At 46.2% G+C, this 21575-nt stretch carries 20 protein-coding genes and 1 pseudogene; 5 read left to right on the forward strand and 16 right to left on the reverse strand.

The features are described from left to right. The 5 genes from BN1360_RS02580 to yyaC all read right to left on the reverse strand — a co-directional run. On the reverse strand, positions 1-542 hold a 542-nt coding region (locus BN1360_RS02580; protein WP_229520771.1), incomplete at its 3' end, for an O-antigen ligase family protein. 3483 nt (positions 543-4025) lie between these two features. Then, positions 4026-5219 carry a class I SAM-dependent methyltransferase gene (locus BN1360_RS02590; RefSeq protein ID WP_068778352.1) on the reverse strand — a complete coding sequence of 398 codons (1194 nt, stop codon included), beginning with the start codon at positions 5217-5219 and terminating at the stop codon, positions 4026-4028. Positions 5220-5300: 81 nt separating this feature from the next. After that, positions 5301-5963 (reverse strand): DUF6483 family protein, encoded by a 663-nt coding sequence (locus tag BN1360_RS02595; protein WP_068778353.1) that lies wholly within the window; start codon positions 5961-5963, stop codon positions 5301-5303. 70 nt (positions 5964-6033) lie between these two features. Beyond that, positions 6034-6822, reverse strand: a complete 789-nt coding sequence (locus BN1360_RS02600) for an alpha/beta fold hydrolase (RefSeq protein WP_068778354.1) — start codon at positions 6820-6822, stop codon at positions 6034-6036. A gap of 35 nt (positions 6823-6857) precedes the next feature. Then, on the reverse strand, positions 6858-7394 hold the full coding sequence (gene yyaC, locus BN1360_RS02605; RefSeq protein ID WP_068778355.1) for a spore protease YyaC: 537 nt from the start codon (positions 7392-7394) through the stop codon (positions 6858-6860). A gap of 217 nt (positions 7395-7611) precedes the next feature. Between yyaC and BN1360_RS02610 the strand changes: the two genes are divergently transcribed. From BN1360_RS02610 to BN1360_RS02620, 3 genes are all read left to right on the forward strand, one after another. After that, positions 7612-8043: a YtxH domain-containing protein gene (locus BN1360_RS02610; protein WP_068778356.1), complete on the forward strand. Its 432-nt coding sequence runs from the start codon at positions 7612-7614 to the stop codon at positions 8041-8043. Positions 8044-8140: 97 nt separating this feature from the next. After that, positions 8141-8458, forward strand: coding sequence for a DUF5665 domain-containing protein (locus BN1360_RS02615; RefSeq protein WP_068778357.1), 318 nt, complete (start codon positions 8141-8143; stop codon positions 8456-8458). A 33-nt stretch (positions 8459-8491) separates the two neighbouring features. Continuing rightward, positions 8492-8716 carry a hypothetical protein gene (locus tag BN1360_RS02620; protein WP_068778358.1) on the forward strand — a complete coding sequence of 75 codons (225 nt, stop codon included), beginning with the start codon at positions 8492-8494 and terminating at the stop codon, positions 8714-8716. Positions 8717-8775: 59 nt separating this feature from the next. On the opposite strand, the gene BN1360_RS02625 is transcribed toward BN1360_RS02620, so the two are convergent. The 9 genes and pseudogenes from BN1360_RS02625 to BN1360_RS02665 form a co-directional block, all read right to left on the reverse strand. Further along, a complete protein-coding gene (locus BN1360_RS02625) occupies positions 8776-9558 on the reverse strand; it encodes a sigma-70 family RNA polymerase sigma factor (protein WP_068778359.1) in 783 nt (260 codons plus the stop codon). After that, on the reverse strand, positions 9555-10007 hold the full coding sequence (gene rsbW, locus BN1360_RS02630) for an anti-sigma B factor RsbW (RefSeq protein ID WP_068778360.1): 453 nt from the start codon (positions 10005-10007) through the stop codon (positions 9555-9557). The genes BN1360_RS02625 and rsbW overlap by 4 nt, the downstream gene beginning before the upstream one ends. Before the next feature lie 19 nt (positions 10008-10026). Next, entirely contained in the window at positions 10027-10362 is a 336-nt protein-coding gene (locus tag BN1360_RS02635) for an STAS domain-containing protein (RefSeq protein ID WP_068778361.1), read from the reverse strand. Between the two features lie 211 nt (positions 10363-10573). Further along, a pseudogene (locus BN1360_RS02640) lies at positions 10574-11758 on the reverse strand (response regulator); the annotation flags it as partial. A 30-nt stretch (positions 11759-11788) separates the two neighbouring features. Further along, a complete protein-coding gene (locus BN1360_RS02645; RefSeq protein ID WP_068778363.1) occupies positions 11789-12664 on the reverse strand; it encodes a CheR family methyltransferase in 876 nt (291 codons plus the stop codon). Between the two features lie 54 nt (positions 12665-12718). Next, entirely contained in the window at positions 12719-16390 is a 3672-nt protein-coding gene (locus BN1360_RS02650; protein WP_068778364.1) for a response regulator, read from the reverse strand. 1 nt (position 16391) lies between these two features. Continuing rightward, the gene (locus tag BN1360_RS02655) at positions 16392-17552 is read right to left on the reverse strand and encodes a PP2C family protein-serine/threonine phosphatase (RefSeq protein ID WP_068778365.1); all 1161 of its coding nucleotides are present in this window, start codon (positions 17550-17552) and stop codon (positions 16392-16394) included. A 297-nt stretch (positions 17553-17849) separates the two neighbouring features. Next, positions 17850-18191, reverse strand: coding sequence for a YflT domain-containing protein (locus BN1360_RS02660; protein WP_068778366.1), 342 nt, complete (start codon positions 18189-18191; stop codon positions 17850-17852). Positions 18192-18395: 204 nt separating this feature from the next. Next, a complete protein-coding gene (locus BN1360_RS02665; protein ID WP_068778367.1) occupies positions 18396-18878 on the reverse strand; it encodes a DUF948 domain-containing protein in 483 nt (160 codons plus the stop codon). A 264-nt stretch (positions 18879-19142) separates the two neighbouring features. Here BN1360_RS02665 and BN1360_RS02670 point away from each other — a divergent pair, with 264 nt between their 5' ends. Next, a complete protein-coding gene (locus BN1360_RS02670) occupies positions 19143-19313 on the forward strand; it encodes a DUF1328 domain-containing protein (RefSeq protein WP_082789908.1) in 171 nt (56 codons plus the stop codon). Between the two features lie 49 nt (positions 19314-19362). On the opposite strand, the gene BN1360_RS02675 is transcribed toward BN1360_RS02670, so the two are convergent. After that, entirely contained in the window at positions 19363-19935 is a 573-nt protein-coding gene (locus BN1360_RS02675; RefSeq protein WP_068778369.1) for a hypothetical protein, read from the reverse strand. 116 nt (positions 19936-20051) lie between these two features. On the opposite strand from BN1360_RS02675, the gene BN1360_RS02680 reads away from it, so the two are divergent. After that, complete coding sequence (locus BN1360_RS02680) at positions 20052-20366, forward strand: hypothetical protein (RefSeq protein ID WP_068778370.1); 315 nt, start codon at positions 20052-20054, stop codon at positions 20364-20366. Positions 20367-20473: 107 nt separating this feature from the next. Here the strand turns inward: BN1360_RS02680 and BN1360_RS02685 are convergent, their stop codons facing one another. Further along, on the reverse strand, positions 20474-21484 hold the full coding sequence (locus BN1360_RS02685; RefSeq protein ID WP_068778371.1) for a C40 family peptidase: 1011 nt from the start codon (positions 21482-21484) through the stop codon (positions 20474-20476). Between the last annotated feature and the right edge of the window lie 91 nt (positions 21485-21575).

The following is a 21575-nucleotide window of genomic DNA, read 5'->3' on the forward strand; positions in this document are numbered from 1 at the left end:
GCAAGCAGCCCGGCGGCCGCAAAGCGCAGCGCGGCTGCAGCCATTGTTGCTGTTCGATCCGGAACGATGGCGGCAATCATCTCCGGCATTACAGCGCTATGGACAGCCGAAGCCCCCCTGCCTCGCGGCTTCGATGCGATTGGCACTTCAGGCGATGAAACCGTGGGGACAAGCGCTGCCACGGCAAACATCAAGAGCAGTGCCCAATACAGACCATAGCTCATATCAAAATCGATCATGCTGTGCAAACATAACACGATCCAAGAGGGAAATAAGCCGCTGCGTCCCCTATGCTCTCGGAGCATCTGCCAAGCGATAGCTCCCAGCCAGAGCAGCACGACCAGCAGCCCGGCCAAACCCAGATCAAGCGTCATATCAATGAAGCCGCTATGCACCTCGGTGCCGACATAAGGGCGGCTCTGTATGCTGCGAAACGACAGCCGCCATGTATCCCCGCCACGCCCGATCCAAGGCGAGCGCAGGAACAGCTTCCATGCGTCGGCATACATATCCCAGCGCGCGGAGAGCGTAGCGACCCTCAATCCGCGCGCAAGCAGCGGGGCGAGCGCCAGGAGCAGGCAAAGGCCCGTCAGCGANTAGCTCTAACGAAAGTGGATATCGCTATTTAGACCAAAATGAGCCTCTTCCAATTCTAACGAAACTGGGTATCGTTATTGTGGCAATTTAGGCGATAAAGCGCCGTTTTCTCCCCGAATAGCGATATGGTGTTTCGTTAGATTTTATTTGCCGGCGTTTTTGGGGAAATAACGATTCGTAGGTTCGTTAGAGGATCCAAAGGGCGGACGTGTATTTAAACCGGTGGATCTTCCATTTGATCCCCCACCTCCTACCGGACTTTCGAGACAGCGATAGTTTTCTCTCTTAGCTCTAACGAAACTGGATATCGCTATTTAGACCAAAATGAGCCTCTTCCAATTCTAACGAAACTGGGTATCGTTATTGTGGCAGTTTAGGCGGTAAAGCGCCGTTTTCTCCCCGAATAGCGTTATGGTGTTTCGTTAGNCCAACAGCAGGGCCGCGGCAACTGCTCCAAAAGTATTCGGATATTGCAGCAATCCGCCTAACCTTGCGCCTGTAAAGCTAACCTCGCAGTCGCCTGTACGCAGTATTGCATAAGGTATGGAAACAATACCGAGAACAGCTCCAACTGCGGACAAGCTGAATAACCAGGAGGTCCAGGACAAGCCCTGCCGGATTAGCTTCCTCCCCCTCTCCCGGTCACTCATACTCAGTCTAAGCATTGCTAACCCAAGCAAAGCATAAAATAGCCATTCGAGAGCAGAGATCATCGTCGCATACACCGATAGCCGTACAGACGGAATCACTAGATGCAAGCTATAAATCCCTGCGATAACGAATGGCCCGCTACAAATCCATACATACAAACGAAGGCTCTGTCGGTTAGAGGATGGATTGGAGAGCGGGAGCATGATTTTTTTGTGGCCAAGTCTCCTGATCATCCCTATTACCAGGTATCCAACCATAAGAAGAAATACACAAACAAACCACAAGCCCATCAGAACCAGGGATGAAATGCTGTCCGTGAAGAACATTCCACTGTTCAGACAAATGGCTACCATAGTAATCCATACAAATGCGCCTAATCCCCCTGTGGCCCCCAACGGCTTGATCAAGCTAATAAAAGTATCCCGCCACCGTCCAAACGAAATCTTATCCCTAATTGGTTCATCCCTCCATCTCCACACCGTTATCCCCCCTCTCATAGGTAAAATCCATCCCTTCCTCCAATTTCGCTAGGCCGCAAGCGCAATAAAGAGGAGTTCTGTAAATATAAAACTACATGAATGCAGCATTATGTGATCGAACATATCAAGCGCTCAAAAGCAACTGCTAGAGCAAGAAAAGTAACTGCGCCCTATTAAAGGACACTTTGACCTATTAAAGCAAAAAAATGCGTTTTTTCGCGAACCTCTCTCTTAATAACGAAACCACATACCCAAGACTGGATGCTAACGATCAAACCTGCCCAGTAATTTGACCAATAACAATATAGGGCGCCACATAATGGTTACACAAAAAGGGCCTCTGTAAGACAAGTCGAAATATCGACTCACTCGCCCTCCTACCAGACAGTCGAGACAGCGATAGTCTTCTCTCACTTAGCTCTAACGAAACTGGATATCGCTATTTAGACCAAAATGAGCCTCTTCCAATTCTAACGAAACTGGGTATCGTTATTGTGGCAGTTTAGGCGGTAAAGCGCCGTTTTCTCCCCGAATTGCGATATGGTGTTTCGTTAGATTTTACTTACCGGCGTTTTTGGGGAAATAACGATTCGTAGGTTCGTTAGAGGATCCAAAGGGCGGACGTGTATTTAAACCGGTGGATCTTCCATTTGATCCCCCACCTCCTACCGGACTTTCGAGACAGCGATAGTTTTCTCTTAGCTCTAACGAAAGTGGATATCGCTATTTAGACCAAAATGAGCCTCTTCCAATTCTAACGAAACTGGGTATCGTTATTGTGGCAATTTAGGCGATAAAGCGCCGTTTTCTCCCCGAATAGCGATATGGTGTTTCGTTAGATTTTATTTGCCGGCGTTTTTGGGGAAATAACGATTCGTAGGTTCGTTAGAGGATCCAAAGGGCGGACGTGTATTTAAACCGGTGGATCTTCCATTTGATCCCCCACCTCCTACCGGACTTTCGAGACAGCGATAGTTTTCTCTCTTAGCTCTAACGAAACTGGATATCGCTATTTAGACCAAAATGAGCCTCTTCCAATTCTAACGAAACTGGGTATCGTTATTGTGGCAGTTTAGGCGGTAAAGCGCCGTTTTCTCCCCGAATAGCGTTATGGTGTTTCGTTAGATTTTATTTGCCGGCGTTTTTGGGGAAATAACGATTCGTAGGTTCGTTAGAGGATCCAAAGGGCGGACGTGTATTTAAACCGATGGATCTTCCATTTGATTCCCCACCTCCTACCGGACAGTCGAGACAGCGATAGTTTTCTCTCACTTAGCTCTAACGAAACTGGATATCGCTATTTAGACCAAAATGAGCCTCTTCCAATTCTAACGAAACTGGGTATCGTTATTGTGGCAGTTTAGGCGGTAAAGCGCCGTTTTCTCCCCGAATAGCGTTATGGTGTTTCGTTAGATTTTATTTGCCGGCGTTTTTGAGGAAATAGCGATTCGTAGGTTCGTTAGAGACTAAAGGGCAGACGGAAGAAGCAGTTTCCAATATAAAAAGGCCAACACATATAGTGTTGACCTGAAATTACGGCTGCAAACCGTTGCGTTGTGCTAAGAGTATACAAATCGAGCTGTACTATGAATATTAACATTATTCTATACTACAAATATTCAAATCTCACTATGGCTAAATATTCAACTCGTATTGTATGTGAGTGTTGAATTTGTTCTGTACTACGAATACTCAAATACTCGCTGTGGCTATAAGTTTTCAAATCGCGATTAGCCTTTTTCCTCCATGATCGTGAGCAATAAAGCGCGGCGCATGTTCGTTGAGTAATAAGGAGCAGTTGAAAACATCATCACTGATCGCTAAACGATAGAACCCACTGCATGCTCACTTTTCATAGAGACACTGAGAGCAGCGCATTTCGCTAAGCAATAGAGCCCACCGTATGCTCACTTATCGTAGAGCCACAGAAAACACCGCATTTCGCTAAGCAATAGAGCCCACTGCATGCTCACTTATCGTAGAGCCACAGAGAACACCGCATTTCGCTAAGCAATAGAGCCCACCGTATGTTCACTTTCCGGAGAGCCACAGAGAACACCGCATTTCGCTAAGCAATAGAACCCACCGTATGTTCACTTTTCGCTAACAATAGAGAGTAGCTGCGCACGATCACTTATCGCTTTGCAGTGGAACCGCGCCAGTATCGCTGGCTGAATAGTAGTGCATCGCAGTTATGGCCTATCCCCGAACAGTAGCGGACTGCTATATCGCCTTTCGCTATGCAACAGAGCAGCGCAGCAAGGCTCGTTCGCACCTAGGCACATTTCTGCCGATGCATTATGCTTCTGTCGGCAGAAGATCGCGACAGGCTTTTTCCAGATAGGGAGAAGCGCCGAGGAAATCGCGGAAGGCGGTATATTCGCGCCATAGGGCAGCGGTATTTCCGGCGGGAGATTTTACCGCCCGGATGAGAATATTTTTCGGCGTATGCTCCATATCGATAAATTCAAGCAGCTGCGTCTTGTAGCCGAGAATATCGAGCAGCTTGGCCCGGATTCCGTCTGTTGCCAGAGCGGAGAAGCGTTCCTTCAAAATGCCATGACTAAGCAGCGGCTCCATCACTTCATTACGAACCTGTGCGAACAATTCATGCTGGCAGCAAGGCACAGACAGAATTACCGCAGCATCCCAGCGTACCGCTTTCTCCAACGCAGCATCGGTTGCGGTGTCACAGGCATGCAGGGTAACAACCATATCCACCTTGCTCAGCTCGTCATAGTCCGCAATATCGCCGACAAGGAAGCGCAGGTTGTTGTAATTCAGTTTCTCCGCCAGTGCACTGCAATGCTCAATTACATCTGCCTTCAAATCGAGGCCAACGACCTTCAGCTCCCTGCGCTGCTCCACCGATAAATAATGATAGAGAGCGAATGTCAGATAAGATTTGCCGCAGCCGAAATCCACAATCGTAAGCGGTCGATCCGCAGGCAGATGAGGCATGACGTCCTGAACCATTTCAAGGAAGCGGTTGATCTGACGGAATTTATCGTATTTCTTGGCCAGTACCTTCCCATCCCGATTCATAATACCGAGCTCAACCAGAAAAGGAACAGCTCGGCCATCCTCCAGAATATATTCCTTACGCCGGTTATGATGCAAGGAGCCCGGCTGCTTGCTCGGCGACTTCGTCAGAATCGACACCTTGTATTTCTTGCTGATCAGCACCTGATAATCCGCTGCCTCCGTGCAAAGCAGGCCTTGCCGGAAAGTCTCCTCGAACTGCTCTATCAAATACTCGGCCAACTGCTCAGCCGGTATATTCTCATGCGTCACTTTGTTGCTGTAATAATAAGTGAACTGATAATGCAGCCGCTGCTTCAACAGGGCAGGCTTCACCGTTACCTTGCTGTATTCCGTCTCCCCGGGCTTGCGCCGCTGGCTGAGCGTTGCGGTAATCAAGCTGCCCTCCTGAGCTATTTGTTGTATAAGATGTCTTAGTGCTTCCATGAATCCATAACAGCTCACTTTCATTCCAAATATACATATTGTTAACTCCTGCTGCCACAAACTGAAATTGGCAACGCAAAATCGTTCGCTTCCGATTTGCTAGAGTCATACCTCTTGGGTATACTCCCGTTTCTCTACTTCCGCAAGGCCTTCACGAACTTCATGCAAGGGGAGCCCTCCCTTACTAAGCCGCTCGGGCTCGTACAACAGCAGACGTTCATAGAAGGCTAACGCCTGCTGCTTGGTGATCGCCCCGGCATCAAGCAGACGATACAATACGTTCTCCGCTTGATCAAATCGCTCATGAGCTTCTTCATAATCGAGCAGCAAGCGCTCAGTATCCAAGGGCAGTCGATAATCCTTCAGGCGCGACATCAGCTTGGCCGTCTCCGTCTGTAAATTCCATAACGAAGAATCGGCACCGTGCAGGTCTGCCGCCAGATAGAGATGGAGCGACTTCATGAGCCGAAACAGCCCCTCATCTTGCCGTCCCTGGGCGATATAGATATCCCCCTCCTCCTGCAGCAGCCTTGCCAAGCTCTGAAGCTTATCGGCCTCTACTTTTCCACCAGTGCGGAATATTTCCACAATATCACGAGCTGACAAAGAACCGATCATCCGTGAATTTAGCCTGAACTGTTCTTTATATAGATCGTCCAGCTTCCACAGCGCTTCTATCAGCTTGTTCTGTTGCTTAAGTCCGAAAACTTGGCCGATGACGTCCACCATTTCTTCAATCATGCGGACCAGATAATCCTTTCTCAGCATGATACCCAGCCCCTTCACCGAACATTATATCCGAAAATATCGCGCACATGCGGCATTTCTGGCCGCGATGCTACTTGATATTCCTCATAAAATCACTGATGACAGCGGCAAGCTGATCCGGTGCTTCGTACATGCCCATATGACCGGCGCCCTTAATAACCGCTTTGATCACCCGATCGCCTTCGACCGTAAATGTGCGTTCCAAAGGAATAACTGCATCGTTCTCCCCGGCCACAAGCAGAATCGGCAAATCGGACTCGCTCAACACCTCGCGCCGATCCACACGCTCCCGCATAGCCAGAGCTGCGCCTTGAGCCCCTTGCGGCGGGGTAAGATACCCGATCTCCTTAGCCCGATTCACCTCCGGCTCCATCGTCTGCAGATGTTCCTGTGCAAACAATCCCGGTACCAGGCCATCTACGAAAGCATTGATTCCTGCGTCCTCTATTTTCTCCACCGCTTTAAGCCGCTTCTCCTTCGCTTCCTCACTATCAGGATAAGGAGTCGAATGAATCAACCCGAAGCCGTTCAAGCGGGATGAATAACGTTCTGACAAGGACAAGGTGATGTAACCTCCAAGGGAATGACCCAAAAGTGTATACTTCGGGACACCCATCTGCTCCATCAACGCGGCGATATCATCAGCCATCTGGTCTATTGTATAGGGGCCCGCAGGAGCTCCGGTTGCGCCATGCCCGCGCAGATCTGGCATCACAACGCGATATTCCCCAGATAATAGAGGGGCAAGCTTCTCCCAATAGGCAGAGCTTCCGCAGAATCCATGCAGCAATACAATTGTTGGCCCTTGCCCTTGCTCCTGGTAGGCTACAGATATTCCATTGGCTAATAGGCTTGTCATAACAAATCCCCTCTCCATTATTTATAATTATTGAATCATGACTTAAATACCTTAACAATCGCTCCCGTAATCTCATCCGCCATCCGCATAACCTTATATAACGAGGTCATTTGCAGCGTCCAATACGGCTTGGGTCCCTTCACATTAACAACCGCTGCTACGCTATAATGACCTGCTGCTGGAAGCTGTTGTCCAACTGATTGGGCGGGGTATAAAGGCTGTGCAGAAACAAGATAACAGCCTACTGAGGCTGGAGAACCTAAACTTGCATCAATGGCGACAATAATATGCTCTTTAGGAATAGACGCGATTCGCTGCTCCAGATTGTCCGCATCACAAGGATGCTGCAAGGTGCCAACTACATTAGCCATGCCCTGTTCCTCAAGTCTGGCACCAACCAGTGGGCCCAGCGCATCCCCAGTTGAACGATCCGTCCCGATACATAGAAAGGTAATGTCCTCCCTTTCATGCTTCCTGCGAACTTCTTTGAAAAAAACTGCCAGCTCACTGCCCACTATTCTTTTTCGTTCCATTCCCAAGTTTGACATTTCACACGAATCATTAAGAACCATTCTCCACCCCCCTCATGCTTATCAGGTTACCATGATTGTACCGCACCGCTAAATGAACCGCAAAACAGCAAATACAAGCAAGCGTCACTGTTGAAATCTGTTCTCCTCCTGGATCAGCGTTGTTTCATTAGCATGCAAGCAGGTTATATATTAACTAAGCATAGGAACTCAGCAGTAAATTAAGTTAACTTTATCAACGTATTAAGGAGTGATTTACATGAATACAGAAGAGACTAACGCTCAAATACAAGGAAGTTCAAACTTGACAAAAGGAATCGTCATCGGAGCTCTGCTTGGAGCAGCAGCAGCCCTCTTGTTCGCTCCTAAATCAGGACGAGAGCTGCGCAGCAATCTGTCGGAGAAAATCAGTGCAACAGCGGATAAGTCAAAGGAAATCGCAAATATTGCTAAAGACAAGGTCACAGACTTGGCCAAGACCGTCTCAGAAAAGACTTCGGATCTTGCCGATTCAGTGGGATCCGGTGCAAGTCAAGTGATGTCCAGCGTGAAGGAAGCAGCGGCTGATGTCTCCGGTACAATTTCTGAAGAATCCACTAAAGTCTTCGATAAGACAAAGCAGCTCTCTCATGAAGCTGCTGACGAAGTAGAGAAAACGGCTGCCAATGCCAAACGAGATCTAAAAAGCTAACGCCGGCTTCTTCATAAGTTTATGAAATTCATAAATCAGCCAGTTCAGTCCACTGGCTGATTTCTTGTATAAAAAGGTAGGTTAGGAGGAAATCTAAATGGCTGAACCCTATCTTAAAGAATCAAGCACCTCTACCGAGTTGCAACACGAAGTCGGACGCTTAAATCAACGGCTTGATTTCATAGCCGCAAAGCTGGAAAAAGCAAAGATAAAAGATATTATTGAGAATTACACAAATCCCAAACGATTAATCCTTAGCAATTTTATGGCGGGTTTATCGCGCGGACTAGGACTCAGTATTGGAACCTTTATTGTTCTGGGCTTGCTTGGCTGGATTCTCAGTCTGTTCGTTAATCTGCCGATGATCGGGGACTACATTAAAGAACTGCAGGATTATATTCAGTTACAGCCGTAACAAAATATCATTTCAGAAAGGGGATTGTTAAACATGGCTTTTAAAACTCCGGAGCAAGCACAAGAGGATTATGTCAGACAGCAGATCAATAAGACCCAGCAGGGGGATTATCCGAAACATAAAAAGGTGGAGGAGGCCGAGAACGGATCCATGATTAACGATATGGAGGATTTGGTCCAGCTCGGAGAAGATATGGAGCAAATGAAAACTAACAGTGAAGATCATGAGAACGGCCTAAAGTCTGATCCGGAACAATAAACAGGCTTTCTCATAAAACTAAAACACACCGTATGCAAAATACGGTGTGTTTTTTAAATCTATATATAATCAACTTGATTATTGCCAGACATCATTTGCCTTAGCTTCTCCGTCGCTCTTCTCTGAATACGGGATATGCTCATTTGCGAGACGCCCAATTTTTGTGCGATCGCACGCTGGGACTGGCCTTCCTCAAAAGCTAACAACAGCACCTGTTTCTCTTGTTCCTGAAGCTCGTCCAGCGCCTGCAGCAAGTCCATTCTTTTCTCAAGCGTATCGTAATCATCCGCCTCCGAGCTGATCATTTCGCCAAGCGTGGCAGCGCTTTCCTCTTGAGATATTGGAGAATCCAATGAGATGTAATGGTAACACTCCCTGCCGGCAAGGATCTCTAATGTCTCTTCCTCCGAAAGCTCCAAGTGATTGGCAATTTCCTCCACGCGAGGCGATCGCTCCAGCTTCACGGTCAACTCATCGATCGCAAGCTGGACCGTCGCTCCCTTTTCCTTAATCCGTCTCGGCACCTGCAGATACCACGATTTATCCCGCAGGAAATTCTTCATATGGCCTATAATACTTTTCATCGCATAGGGCTCAAAAGGTATACCCAGCTGGGCATCGTACTGCTGCAGCAGGCGGATCATAGCCATTTGGCCTACTTGATTCAGATCTTCATACAGATCCGGACGATTGCGCGAAATTTTACCAGCGGCCATTTTAACGATAGGCTCATATTTCTGTATCAATTGAGTTGCTAATTCCTTACTTTGGCTCTGTTGATATTCCATGATCATACGGGTTGATTCTTTCCAGGACTCTTGGGGAGTCGTATTTCCCTTCATACAAGCTCCCTGGTTATATTCAGCCGCTTAGTCATAACGACCTTTGTGCCTTTACCAGCTTCGCTCACGACATCCACATCATCCATCAGCGTCTGCATCAAATAGAACCCCAGACCGCCAACTTGTATGTCACTTAACTCTTTGTCGTGAAGCGAAGCTGCCTCATCCGCCATGTTCCACATGTCAAAGCTCTCCCCTTCGTCTCTGACTGTCATGATCAAGGCCTCAGAAGATACTTCAAAGGTTACCTCCATTACACCGTTCCCATGCTTGTAAGCATACAGAACCGCGTTGTTGCATGCCTCAGATATAGCGACCTTCATATCCTCAATCTCCTCATAGGAGAATCCCATTTTGGAGGCTATACCATACAGGTTTAATCTTACAATGTCTACATACTCCGCAGTGGCCGGCAAACTAATTACAACGGTTTGTACTTCCTCTATCATTCTTACTCTATCCTTTCCCTTAGGAATTCTCCTGTACAGTGAAAAACTTGGTTATCCCTGTCATATCAAACAGCTTTTGAATTTGTCCCGGCACTTCCTCAATATAAAATCCAGCACTCATCCCATTTCTTGCTTTTAGAATAGAGAGCAGGATTCCAATTCCCGTACTATCAATATACTCAAGCTCCTTAAGATTAAGGATCAACTCGGTATTCTGATCCGTCACAAACGGCTCTATCATTTTGCGAAAATCAGGAGCAACGGATAAGTCCAACTCACCATGCATATAAATGGTACAAGAGCCATTCTCGCAAATCGTATTTACGGCAAATTTATCATTTTTATTGGTTACCATAGCATTCACTCCTGAAAAATAATATCCAACGGTTTTTACGAAAACGTGCAGCTCCGCTCCTCAGTCCCTAGCTTTATCCAATCTGAGGCCTTTCAAAGAAATACACATCAGAGGTATAGCTTCGGTATTGAAAACCGGCCTTTTTGAACACACACTATATATAACCCGCTGGATCCTCATTTGAAACATAAACTTTATAAGGAGCTGCGGATATTGTAAAAATAAATTTGGCTCCCCTCTCCTGACCGGTCTCTACGCGAATCTCTCCGCCCATCATTTGCACCAGGGTTTGGCAGATAGCCAAGCCAAGACCTGTCCCTCCATATTTTCTGGTCATCGACGAGTCCAGCTGAGAGAAGGGCTTAAACAGGCGATCCATTTGATCGCCAGATATGCCGATCCCCGTATCCTTAACCGAAAACTCAAGCAGATAACGATCTGAAGCAGCCGCCTCAGGCTCGGGTACAACCTCAAGGAAAATCTCGCCTTCATCCGTGAACTTCACTGCGTTAGCAATTAAATTAATCAACACCTGTCGCAGTCGGTTCATATCCCCATAGATCATCGGGGGGATTGCTTCATGGATGTCATAAGTCAGCTTCAGCCCCTTACGGCTCGCATCGACGGCAAACAAGCTGATCACCTCTTGAACGACCGCTTTGATTTCGAACGGAATTTCCTCCAGCTCCATTTTCCCCGACTCCATCTTTGTAAAATCGAGAATATCATTAATTACCGCTACCAAGGTATCCGCGCTCCGGCGAATAATCTCAGCGTATTGTTTCTGCTCATCCTTAAGTTCGGTATCCAGCAACAGATCAATCATCCCGATTACCCCATTCATAGGGGTACGGATTTCATGACTCATCATCGCCAGAAATTCTGTCTTCGCATTAGCAGCCAGCTCGACAGCTTCCTTCGCTTTGACCAGTTCCTGATTCGTTCGCTCCAGCTCCTGCGTCTTTTGCTTGAGCAGCATGCTCTGGGTTTTCAGACGCTGGTTCGCTAAATACATGTCGATAAAACCCTCGATTTTTGATTTTAATATTTGCGGAATGAACGGCTTTACCATATAATCAATGGCCCCAACGGAGTACCCCTCAAACAAATGCTCAGCATCCTTACTATTGGCCGATATAAAAATAATCGGTATATCCTTGGTTTTGTCCCGCGCCTTAATCAGCTTGGCTGTTTCAATACCGTCCATCCCGGGCATTTGTACATCCAGTACGATGACGGCATACTCATCCCGCAGCAGGTACCTTAAAGCTTCTACTCCTGAAGTGGCCTTAACCAAGCTATATTGATCACTCTTTAAAACGGCTTCCAAGGCTAGCAGATTCTCGGGGCGGTCGTCGACCAACATGATGCGAATGGGCTTACTCCCACTATCCATAGCTATTTCAAATCCTCCGTTATCTCATAATCATTTGATTTTACGATAGATCTTCTCATTCCGATCCAATGGTTCATAACAGCTCTGGTAATTCGAAAAATTGACCGATTCCTTAGCTCCCAATACAAGCACGCCAAAATGGCCCAAGCTTTCATGAAACAGGGCATGCACCCTATTACGAAGCGTCTCGTTGAAGTAGATCATCACATTTCTGCAGAAAATAACATTGAACTCATTAAAAGAACGATCCGTAGCCAAATTGTGCTCTGCAAAAATAATGTTCTTTTTCAAAAAGGGTTGGAAAATAACGGAGTTATACTGTGCCGTATAGTACTCGGAAAAGGAATGCATCCCTCCGGCGTCGATATAATTCTTGGTGTATTTCTTCATTCTTTGAATATCAAAAACTCCATTTTTTGCGGCTTGCAGCGATCTGTCATTCATATCCGTAGCATAGATTCGAGACTTGTCATACAATCCTTCTTCATGCAGCAATATCGCCATGGAATAGACCTCTTCCCCCGTTGAGCAGCCGGCATGCCAGATGCGGATATAAGGATAGGTGCGAAGTATCGGTACCACCTTCTCGCGAAAAGTCCGGAACAAGGAAGGGTCCCGGAACATTTCTGTGACTGGAATAGAAAGGGCGTACACCAGCCTTTCAAAGCAGGAGCGATCATGCAGCACCTTTTCCTGCAGCCCGGAAATACTCTGCAGCTGTTCCACATGAACATGATGCCATATCCTTCTGCGCAGGGAAGGAAGGGCATAATTGCGAAAGTCATAGCCGTATAATCGATGAATTCCCTCCAGCAGCAATTCCATCTCGATCAGCTCACGCTCGCTTTGATGCTCATCGTCAATCGCTTTATACTCCTCTAATTGCGTATACCCACTTGATGTCATAACACCAACTCCGATTTCTCTGAACTTATTTATACCGTGTTTATATCGGGCTCATTATGAATACAGCCACACACGCATCAACGACAGCAACTGATCGGTCTGGATCGGTTTTTTCACATAGTCGGACGCCCCGGCCTCAATACACTTGGAACGATCCTCTTTCATAGCCTTGGCTGTAAGAGCAATGATAGGCAGCTTCTTATACTCCGGCATTTCGCGAATCCTCCGCATCGCCTCGTACCCGTCCATCTCCGGCATCATCATATCCATCAGTACCAGGTCAAAGTCTTTATGCTTCTGCAAAATATCCAGCGCCTCCCGGCCATTCTCGGCAAAGACTACGTTCATACGATAACCTTCAAGCACGCTGGACAGCGCAAAGACATTGCGAACATCATCATCGACTAGAAGGATTTTCTTCTTCTCAAACAACTCTTCCTTATTGTGCAGCTTCTGCAGAATCTTTCGTTTGTCCTCAGGCAGATCAGCCTCCACCCGATGAAGGAATAACGTGGTCTCATCCAGCAAGCGCTCAGGAGACTTCACATCTTTAATGATGATAGATTCCGCATACTTTCTTAGCTTCATTTCCTCCTTCCCATCCAGATCCTTGCCTGTATAGATGATGATCGGCAGATTGGTCAAGCTCTCATTATCGCGAATCTTGTCCAGCAGCTGAAACCCTGTCATATCCGTCAGCATTAAATCAAGCACCATACAGTCATAGTGTCTGTTAATCAATTCTTGGATAGCCTCTCTGCCGGTTGACACGGCCTTTATAACTACGTCATCATGTCCGATTAACGCCGTAATGGATTGTCGCTGGATAGCGTCGTCCTCAACGACTAGTAGATACTTAAGATCCTTCTCCGTATACGATTCAATATAGTTAAAAGCCTTTTCCAGCTGTTCCCTGGAGGACGGTTTCTTCAAATAAGCGATAGCTCCCATCATAAGCCCTTGTTTAACGTCATCAACAACAGAAATCACATGTACCGGAATATGTCTTGTAGCCGCATTACTCTTCAATTCATTCAAAATAGCCCAACCATCCATGACTGGCAGCTGAATATCGAGAATAATGGCTTCAGGCAAATATTTACGGGCCATTTCCAGGCCCTCATCCCCCTGTACGGCAACGAGTGATTTAAATCCGTGCTCATGTGACATATCCTGCAATATTTGAGCGAAATGAACATCATCCTCAATAATCAGCAGTATTTTATCATCCGCAGACAAATCGTCTCGATCATCAGCAGGCTTGCTGGACTCTGACAACTCCAGCTCCGTTCCGGCAGGATGATGAGGATACGGTTCAGTCTGGCCAAATAGGGCCGGCAGCTGATGTGCCACCGCCACCTCCTTGTCTGAAATAAATAATTCAGGCGAAGGTTCCTTTGGCAAAAATAAAGTAAACTGACTCCCCTTTCCTTCTACAGACTCTACCGTAATACCGCCGCCAAGCAATTCAGCCAGACCTCGGCTTATAGATAGTCCTAGTCCCGTTCCACCGTAATTCCGGCTTGTAGTGCCGTCAACCTGCTGGAAGGCCCCAAAGATCAACTCGAGCTTATCCTCAGGTATGCCGATGCCGGTATCTTTCACCTTCAAAGCTATATATTCACTGCTGCTATCCAGGAAATATGGGACTTCCTCCGACTCTGCCAAATCAATCATGAGTGATACATAACCCCGATTAGTAAATTTCAAGGCGTTGGACAGCAGGTTGCGTATTATTTGCTTCACGCGATGCCCATCCGTACGCAGTTGATCGGGAACGGAGTCGGCCACTTCAATTTGCAGACCAATATTGTTATCCATAGCTACCGGCCCATAATTTTGCTTAACGTACTCTGTGAGATCATGTAGGGTATACAGCTCTTCATGAATCTCCATCTTGCCTGCATCAACCTTGGACAAATCAAGGATCTCATCGATCATCTTAAGCAGGTCAGATCCTGAATGATGAATCGTTTGCGCATATTCCACCTGCTTAGGGGACAAATTATTCTCTTTGTTCTCATAGAGAAGCTGCGAAAGAATTAACAAGCTGTTCAGCGGTGTTCGCAGCTCATGCGACATATTGGCCAGAAACTCAGATTTATATTTACTGGTTACCGCCAGCTGTGACGCGTGCTGCTCCAACTCACGCTTCGTTTTCTCAATTTCGTTATTCTTCTCCTCTACACGGTGAACCTGCTCTTCCAAAGCGCGCGTCTTTGCAATCAACTCTGTGTTGTAATGCTCAAGCTCTTCCTGCTGTCGCTGCAGCAGCTCTTCGGATCTTTTTAGAGCCTCTGTCTGTTTGCCAAGGTTCTCATTCGATCTGCGCAGTTCTTCCTGATGAGTCTGAAGTTCTTCGGATTGTACCTGGAGTTCTTCAGTCATAGCTTGAGATTCCCGCAGCAATTCCTCCACACGAATCCGTCCCATAATATTATTTAGTATAATCCCTAGGTTATCGGATAATTTCGATAGCAGTTGCTCTTCCAATGGAGTGAATGAATTAAATTTCGCTAATTCTACTACCCCTAGCACTTCCTCTTCAAACATTACAGGGTAGATTAAAATATGCGGTGGTGTCGCACCACCCAGGCCAGAACGAACCGAGACATAATCGACAGGAGCCTCCAGCAAAATAATCGGTTTTTTGTCCATGGCGGCTTGTCCGATCAAACCCTCGCCAACATTAAACACATTCCGAGACTCGATTGCATCATCCCTGGAATAGGACCCGCATAATTGAAGCTCATTCGGATTCTCTTCCATCCGTCTGATATAAAGGGTTCCATATCTCGCTCCAAGCACAGGGGTAAACTCACTGATAAACATTTGCGCGACCTCATCCAATGAATCTATACCATGCAGCATTTCGTTAATCCGCGCTAAATTTTTGTTAAGCCAGGATTGATCCTCCTGATGCTTCATGTACCTGCCCTCGATTTCTTGCTTCTCGATCAGATCCTCGGTCATCTCCTTGAAGGTAGTGGCCACCTCACCAATCTCGTCTTTCATCGGAACAGGCGTTGACATGATGGCTTCAAGATTTCCCTGGGCGAAATGTCGTATCATCCCGCTGACGGTAAAAAGCCCCCGGGCAATACTTGGGAGTACCCATAAGACAACCCCGATGCCTACGAGCAAACCTAGCGCCATAGTAATGACCATAATATTGATGGAGCGGTTGTATTCCTGCTTCGTGTTTGCGATTTCCGTCTCAATCTGAGCATCGAAATAATCCCTGGTATCGCTCAGAGCGTTCAACAGCTCATCCTGCAGTCCCTGACCATTAGATATGCGATAGGATTGTGCGCTCTCATACTGGCCTTTATCAAGCAAATCAAGCAGATTTTCCTCATAACTTATGAACTCATTAAAGAATGTCTCATTGATGTTGATTAACCTACGTTCCTCTGCTGTATCCACCATACTCTGAATTGCAGACAGGTATTGCATTGCGGACTCCTGCTTACTCTCAATCATCTTTCTTCCTGCCGTAATTTTTGCTTCATCCTGTAGCTGCACTAAATTCGTCGAGATCCGCGCCAAATCATTAATATCACCATGCATCCCGGTTGAATTCTTGATCATCAGATATCTTTCCGTGTAAATGCGATCTAATTGCGAGTTCATATACTTAAGACGATCCAAATGGATAAAACCAAGCACCAGGATAATCATCAACAGCAGGCTAAAGCCCAACAGAAGCTTGCTTCTAATCTTCAAATCACATCTCTCCTCCTATAAGCGAAATCCATACCAGGCATTTATCATCTTCACGTTCTCCGGATGAATCATCAGTAAACAATAAACTTTCCACTTCCTCACGGTCATAGTGGGGCCGATCCAAAAGCGTCTTTTCCAGAAATTCAAATTGTTGTTCTGATGTTCCTGCTAATCCTTCCACTAACCCATCCGTATACAACACAACTCGCCCCTCCCCCTCATAGTAGAGGGTTTGAGTTTCTGCCTCCAGCTTATCTAGCAATCCAACGGGCGGACAAACGGTCTCCAAGCGAGTGACTGTTCCATCCTGATAGAACAAGCCCGGGGGATGTCCCGCGTTGACATAATCTATTCTTTGATTCTTCGTATCCACCAATAGATAGATGGCTGTGAAATAGTACTGAATCAGCTGATTATCAATATGCAATTGGTTAAAGCGCCGGTTTAATTCCGATATAACCTGATCCGGCTGAACAAAGGAACTCATGATGCCCTTCAATAATGAAGCAATGAACATGCAAAATAACGATGAGGAAATACCATGTCCCATAATATCGAGCAAAATGACTCCATATTTCCCCTCTCCAAGCGGATACCAGGAGTATAAATCACCCGCGAGCTCGAAGGAGGGCTTGTATATGGCATCAATCGCAATCCCCGACTCCTGAAGCGGTGAGCTTAATACAGCATTCTGCACTAAGGCAGCCAGCTGCAGCTCGGCCTGAATTCGCTGGTCTCTTTCTTTGTGCCAGTCTTTCTCTTCTTTAAGGCGTATAGCTAGGCGAATCCGCGCCATGAGTTCCACCTTATTAATCGGCTTGGTTACATAATCCACCGCACCGGCGTCCAATGCCTCGGCCAACTTGCGTGAATCCCCAATAGCCGTTACCATGATGACCGGAATATCCTTCAATTTCTCATACCGCTGTAATATACGGCAGGCTTCGATTCCATCTATTTCTGGCATCATCATATCCAGCAAAATCAGATCGATGTCCGATGTTATCAGATTCGTATCCTCCTCGTTGCCCTTAATGCCCAGCCTTTGAAACATTCCGAAAGCAGAAGCTGCATCAACGATGTCCTGATAGTTCTCTCTCTTAAGAATCTCTCGAACCACCAATATATTGGTTGGATTGTCATCCACAATTAATATCCGCATATTAATCTCCTTACGATCTCTACTTGTAGATCATCATATAATTCTACCTATGTATAACTATAGCATTTTCCCAATTGTTCCCTTCGTTCATTTTTGAAATAAACAGCTATAAGTATATAGAGAATTCCGGTTGCTCAGCCCTTGAATGGGCCTCGATGGGTTTTCGGATTCTGAACCTTTTGAACAACCACTTGCAAAGTGAACATATCGCTAATTTAAAAACCAAGATAAGGAATGGGCGCTTCCCGCCCATTCCTTATCCCTGATTTCAAATTTGTTGACCTATATGCACGAATCTTAGACACGGCTGACAATTACCAATACTTTGCCAAGATCCAGCTCTCTTTCATAAAATTCCGCCTCGGATTGGGTAAAGCCGAGAGAAACGATTTTCGCTCTAAGTTCATCGCCTCGGGATCGAAATATATTGGCAATTGCCGACAAGGCACCTTCCTCTTCAATCCCTACCTTGTTCGCCCTTGCTACTTCAGCAATCTTGTCAGTTGTGGCTTCATTATGATCTATAACGTAAATATTTTCGGAAAGGTAACCGGCATTACGGAGTTCTTGCACTGCCTCCACAGCTTGGATACCGTTCTCAACCACTCTAGCATATGCTTTATTATCGAATGTACTCATTGTAATCGCTCCTTTTCCATGAAGATGGTTGTTTCTTTCACCAGGACTACTACCGGCTTAATTGTATTTACCCTCGCTTATTTGCTATGAAACATCTATTCCATTAAATCTCGGAGATTACAAAGCAATATAAAAACAACTCCGTACTCACCCTGGAAGGATGAATGCGGAGTTATCTTTAGTCGATATAAAAGTGCCAAGATCTCAAGCGCGATATTTCTGCCACACCGTGGCTGCAATATCTACCCATTTTACCCAACGCTGCTGCTGCCCACCTGAAGATTCATGGATATGTTGATCCGCCGGGGCTTCCGCTTTAACTGCAGTCACCTGTTCTGTTCGTTCTGATCGGGATGCTTTTGGCTTCTTCATCCTGCCGATCAGAGCAGTCGACACCTGCCTGGCAGCTACCGTAACTTCATTTAACACTTCACCTACATTTTTGACAGATTCCATAACCGGGTCTATCTGCTCCATTTTATGCTGCAGGTCGCTTGTGATCGTATTGGCTTGCCTGACCACCCCTTGAACCTCTGTACTTAGCTCATCAATCGTCTCTTTGATTTCTTGCAATGTTTCAGTTGTCTTGTTCAATGATTGCTGTGCCGACACCAGAGTTTTGACCAAAAATACGACAAGAACTGAAAATGCAACGGCAATCACTGCAACGCTAATTTGCCAAATCATAGCTCTCCCTCACCTTCTGCCTATGTCATTACTCCTTGTTACCCTTGGAGATTATTGACGAAACAATTGCAAAAACCATCTTATGGTTCGGTAACGCACCGGATCATAGGTTCCGGCTAATGTTTCATTCTTAAGTCTCCTGGTTTAATGGTAAAGCAAGTGAACATCAGCTTATTCCTGATTGTGCGGTAATTATGTATTTCTGTTCACTTAAGACTTACTTAACACTATACAATAATTTTCAATGAAAGGAAGGTAATTCTCATGTTAAAATGGTCATTAATTTTTCTGATTATAGCTTTGGTCGCCGGTATATTCGGTTTCTTTAATATCGTCGCCGCCGCCACTTCCATCGCCAAGGTGTTATTCTTCATCTTCCTGGTCCTATTCATCATTTCGCTAATTACAGGAAATCGGAGGAACTCTATTAGATAGCAATACGCCAAGCAGGCCCGCCTAAAATCAGGCGGGCCTGCTTATCGCTTTATGAAGATTGAAGAAAATGAATTAATTCAGGTAAATCAAGTGTAAACTTTATTTGAATCGTCTTACCTGGAAACTTCACATCATTAATCGTAACCACTTTTGGAATATAGTCGCTTAAATATATTGTCATCGCTTCAAGTCCAAATTTCTCCGGCGAAACCGATAAATTTCTTACCTCCAGCGAGCTGGGGTGAAGCAGCAGGGTTCCCCCCGCATATTCCACCCTATATTTTATAGCAGCCCCAACGTCCATAAGCCCCCAGGCCCCATTTACATTAGCGATAATCTGATTTCCATTCAGCTTGAAATCTGCTCCTGTTATTTGAAATGGCAGTTCATTCTCTGCCGCATATTCCGCTAACCCCTTCTTCAATAAATTGTTTACATCGCTCTCCGTTAAGGTTAATGTGGTGTGCCGATTTTCTGCCATTTCTACGAGCTTGTTCTTCCAATTCAACTCTGAATAATTCATATTTAATGTTTGTGATGGCCGGATATAAAGCACGATAGCGGTCATTATAACAACGAGCAAAATAATGATGCTGCCTATGATAAGCCTGCCTTTTTTCATTCAAAAGAACCTCATTTTCTGATGTAATTTTGGCTTTCCTGATTCTAACGCCTCCCTAAAGTTTAATACATGGATACAAGCATTTCAAAATTGATAAACCAGGGAGGATTTAAATTATGAAGAAATTTACAGTCATATTAACTTCTATTATTTTCTCGGCCTTAGTTGCAGGCAGCGCATCAGCGGACTATTCACTTCATCCTGTGCAGCAAACCGATGAATGGTCCCCGTATATATCGGTTGCAGAGCCAACTCCCATCGAATTGTCCGCCATTACTGTGTTCTACGCTGCACCGGGAGGCAAATCATTGGGCTCTCTGGAACCCCAGGTAGTCCGTCCAACCGGTAATATCCTCGGTGACTGGGTGCAGATTTACACCTGGTTCGGAGATGCCTGGATCAATATCCCAGGATACATTCCGAGTTATTAATCAATAAGGACCTGAGACTATCATTCTCTGTAGGTTATGTGACAAAAGAAGAAGGCTCTCCAAATCGGAGAGTCTTCTTCTTAATTTATAGCTCTAGTTAAATTGATCTATTTCAATACGCTTCCTCCATACAGGAAACGATATTCCCACGAACCATCAAGCTGATCGATCCGCACTCCACCCGACTCCTTCGAATAGGTGTGGATCATTTTACCATCACCCAAATACATAGCCACATGGGTAATCGTCTCCTTGCTCTTGTCGACATTCTTATACGCTGCCGCAGAGGAGCCCTTGTAGCTCATGAAAAAGACCAGATCGCCTGCTTTCAGCTTGCTAATGCTCGATACCGCCGTGCCGTTGTCCTTCACCCATGCCCCTTGCTTCCGCGAATCTGCTGGCAGCACGATCCCAAGCGCCTCTTTATAGGCCTGTCTTACAAAAGCAGAGCAATCAAATGTCGTCGTTGAATTGCGGTCCGATCCGAATTCATAGGGAGTCCCTAAATATTTCTTGCCTGTGCTAATAACTTTGGCAATCTTCGCCTGATTGGATTCCGATACTCCATCATTAGAACCCGGAGCGGCTCCTTTGATCTGCAAGTATTTGCTTAGACTGCTCACATACCCGGTCTGCCCGTCCGAGGTCTTCACCTTATAGAAGCTGTCATTGCTCTTCTCCAGAATTGTAACTGCCGTTCCCTTCTTGAGCATCGTAATTACCTTGCCCGAGGTGGTAGACGGAGCGGTTCGCAAATTCACCCCATAGATGACCGTTGCGCTTGTTTGCTCAGGTGCCGCAGGCGCCGAATTTCCGCCGCCAATAGTGATATATTTGCTGGACGAGCTGACATAGCCGGTCTGCCCGTCCGAGGTCTTCACTTTATAGAAGTAACTGTTGCTATTGTCCAAAATAGTTACCGTAGTCCCCTTCTTCACCAGGCCGATAATTTTCCCGGAAGTGGAAGGTTGTTCACGGAGATTGACGCTGCTTACAATTTGTCCCGTCGTCGACGTCTGCGTCGCAGCTGAAGCTGCGGATGCTCTGTCCTGTACAGCCGTGTAAGAGGTAGTTAGTAGAATTGCGCTTAATATCAGGATTGTCGTGCTGCGTTTCATAGTTGCCTCCTTATGGATGATATTGGTCTGATTAGACGAATATTATATAAGTCGCCTTTCTCTGGACTCGTCCCCATTATATCCCTTATCG

It is taken from the genome of Paenibacillus sp. GM2 (assembly GCF_900069005.2).
In the GTDB taxonomy this organism is placed as follows: domain Bacteria; phylum Bacillota; class Bacilli; order Paenibacillales; family Paenibacillaceae; genus Fontibacillus.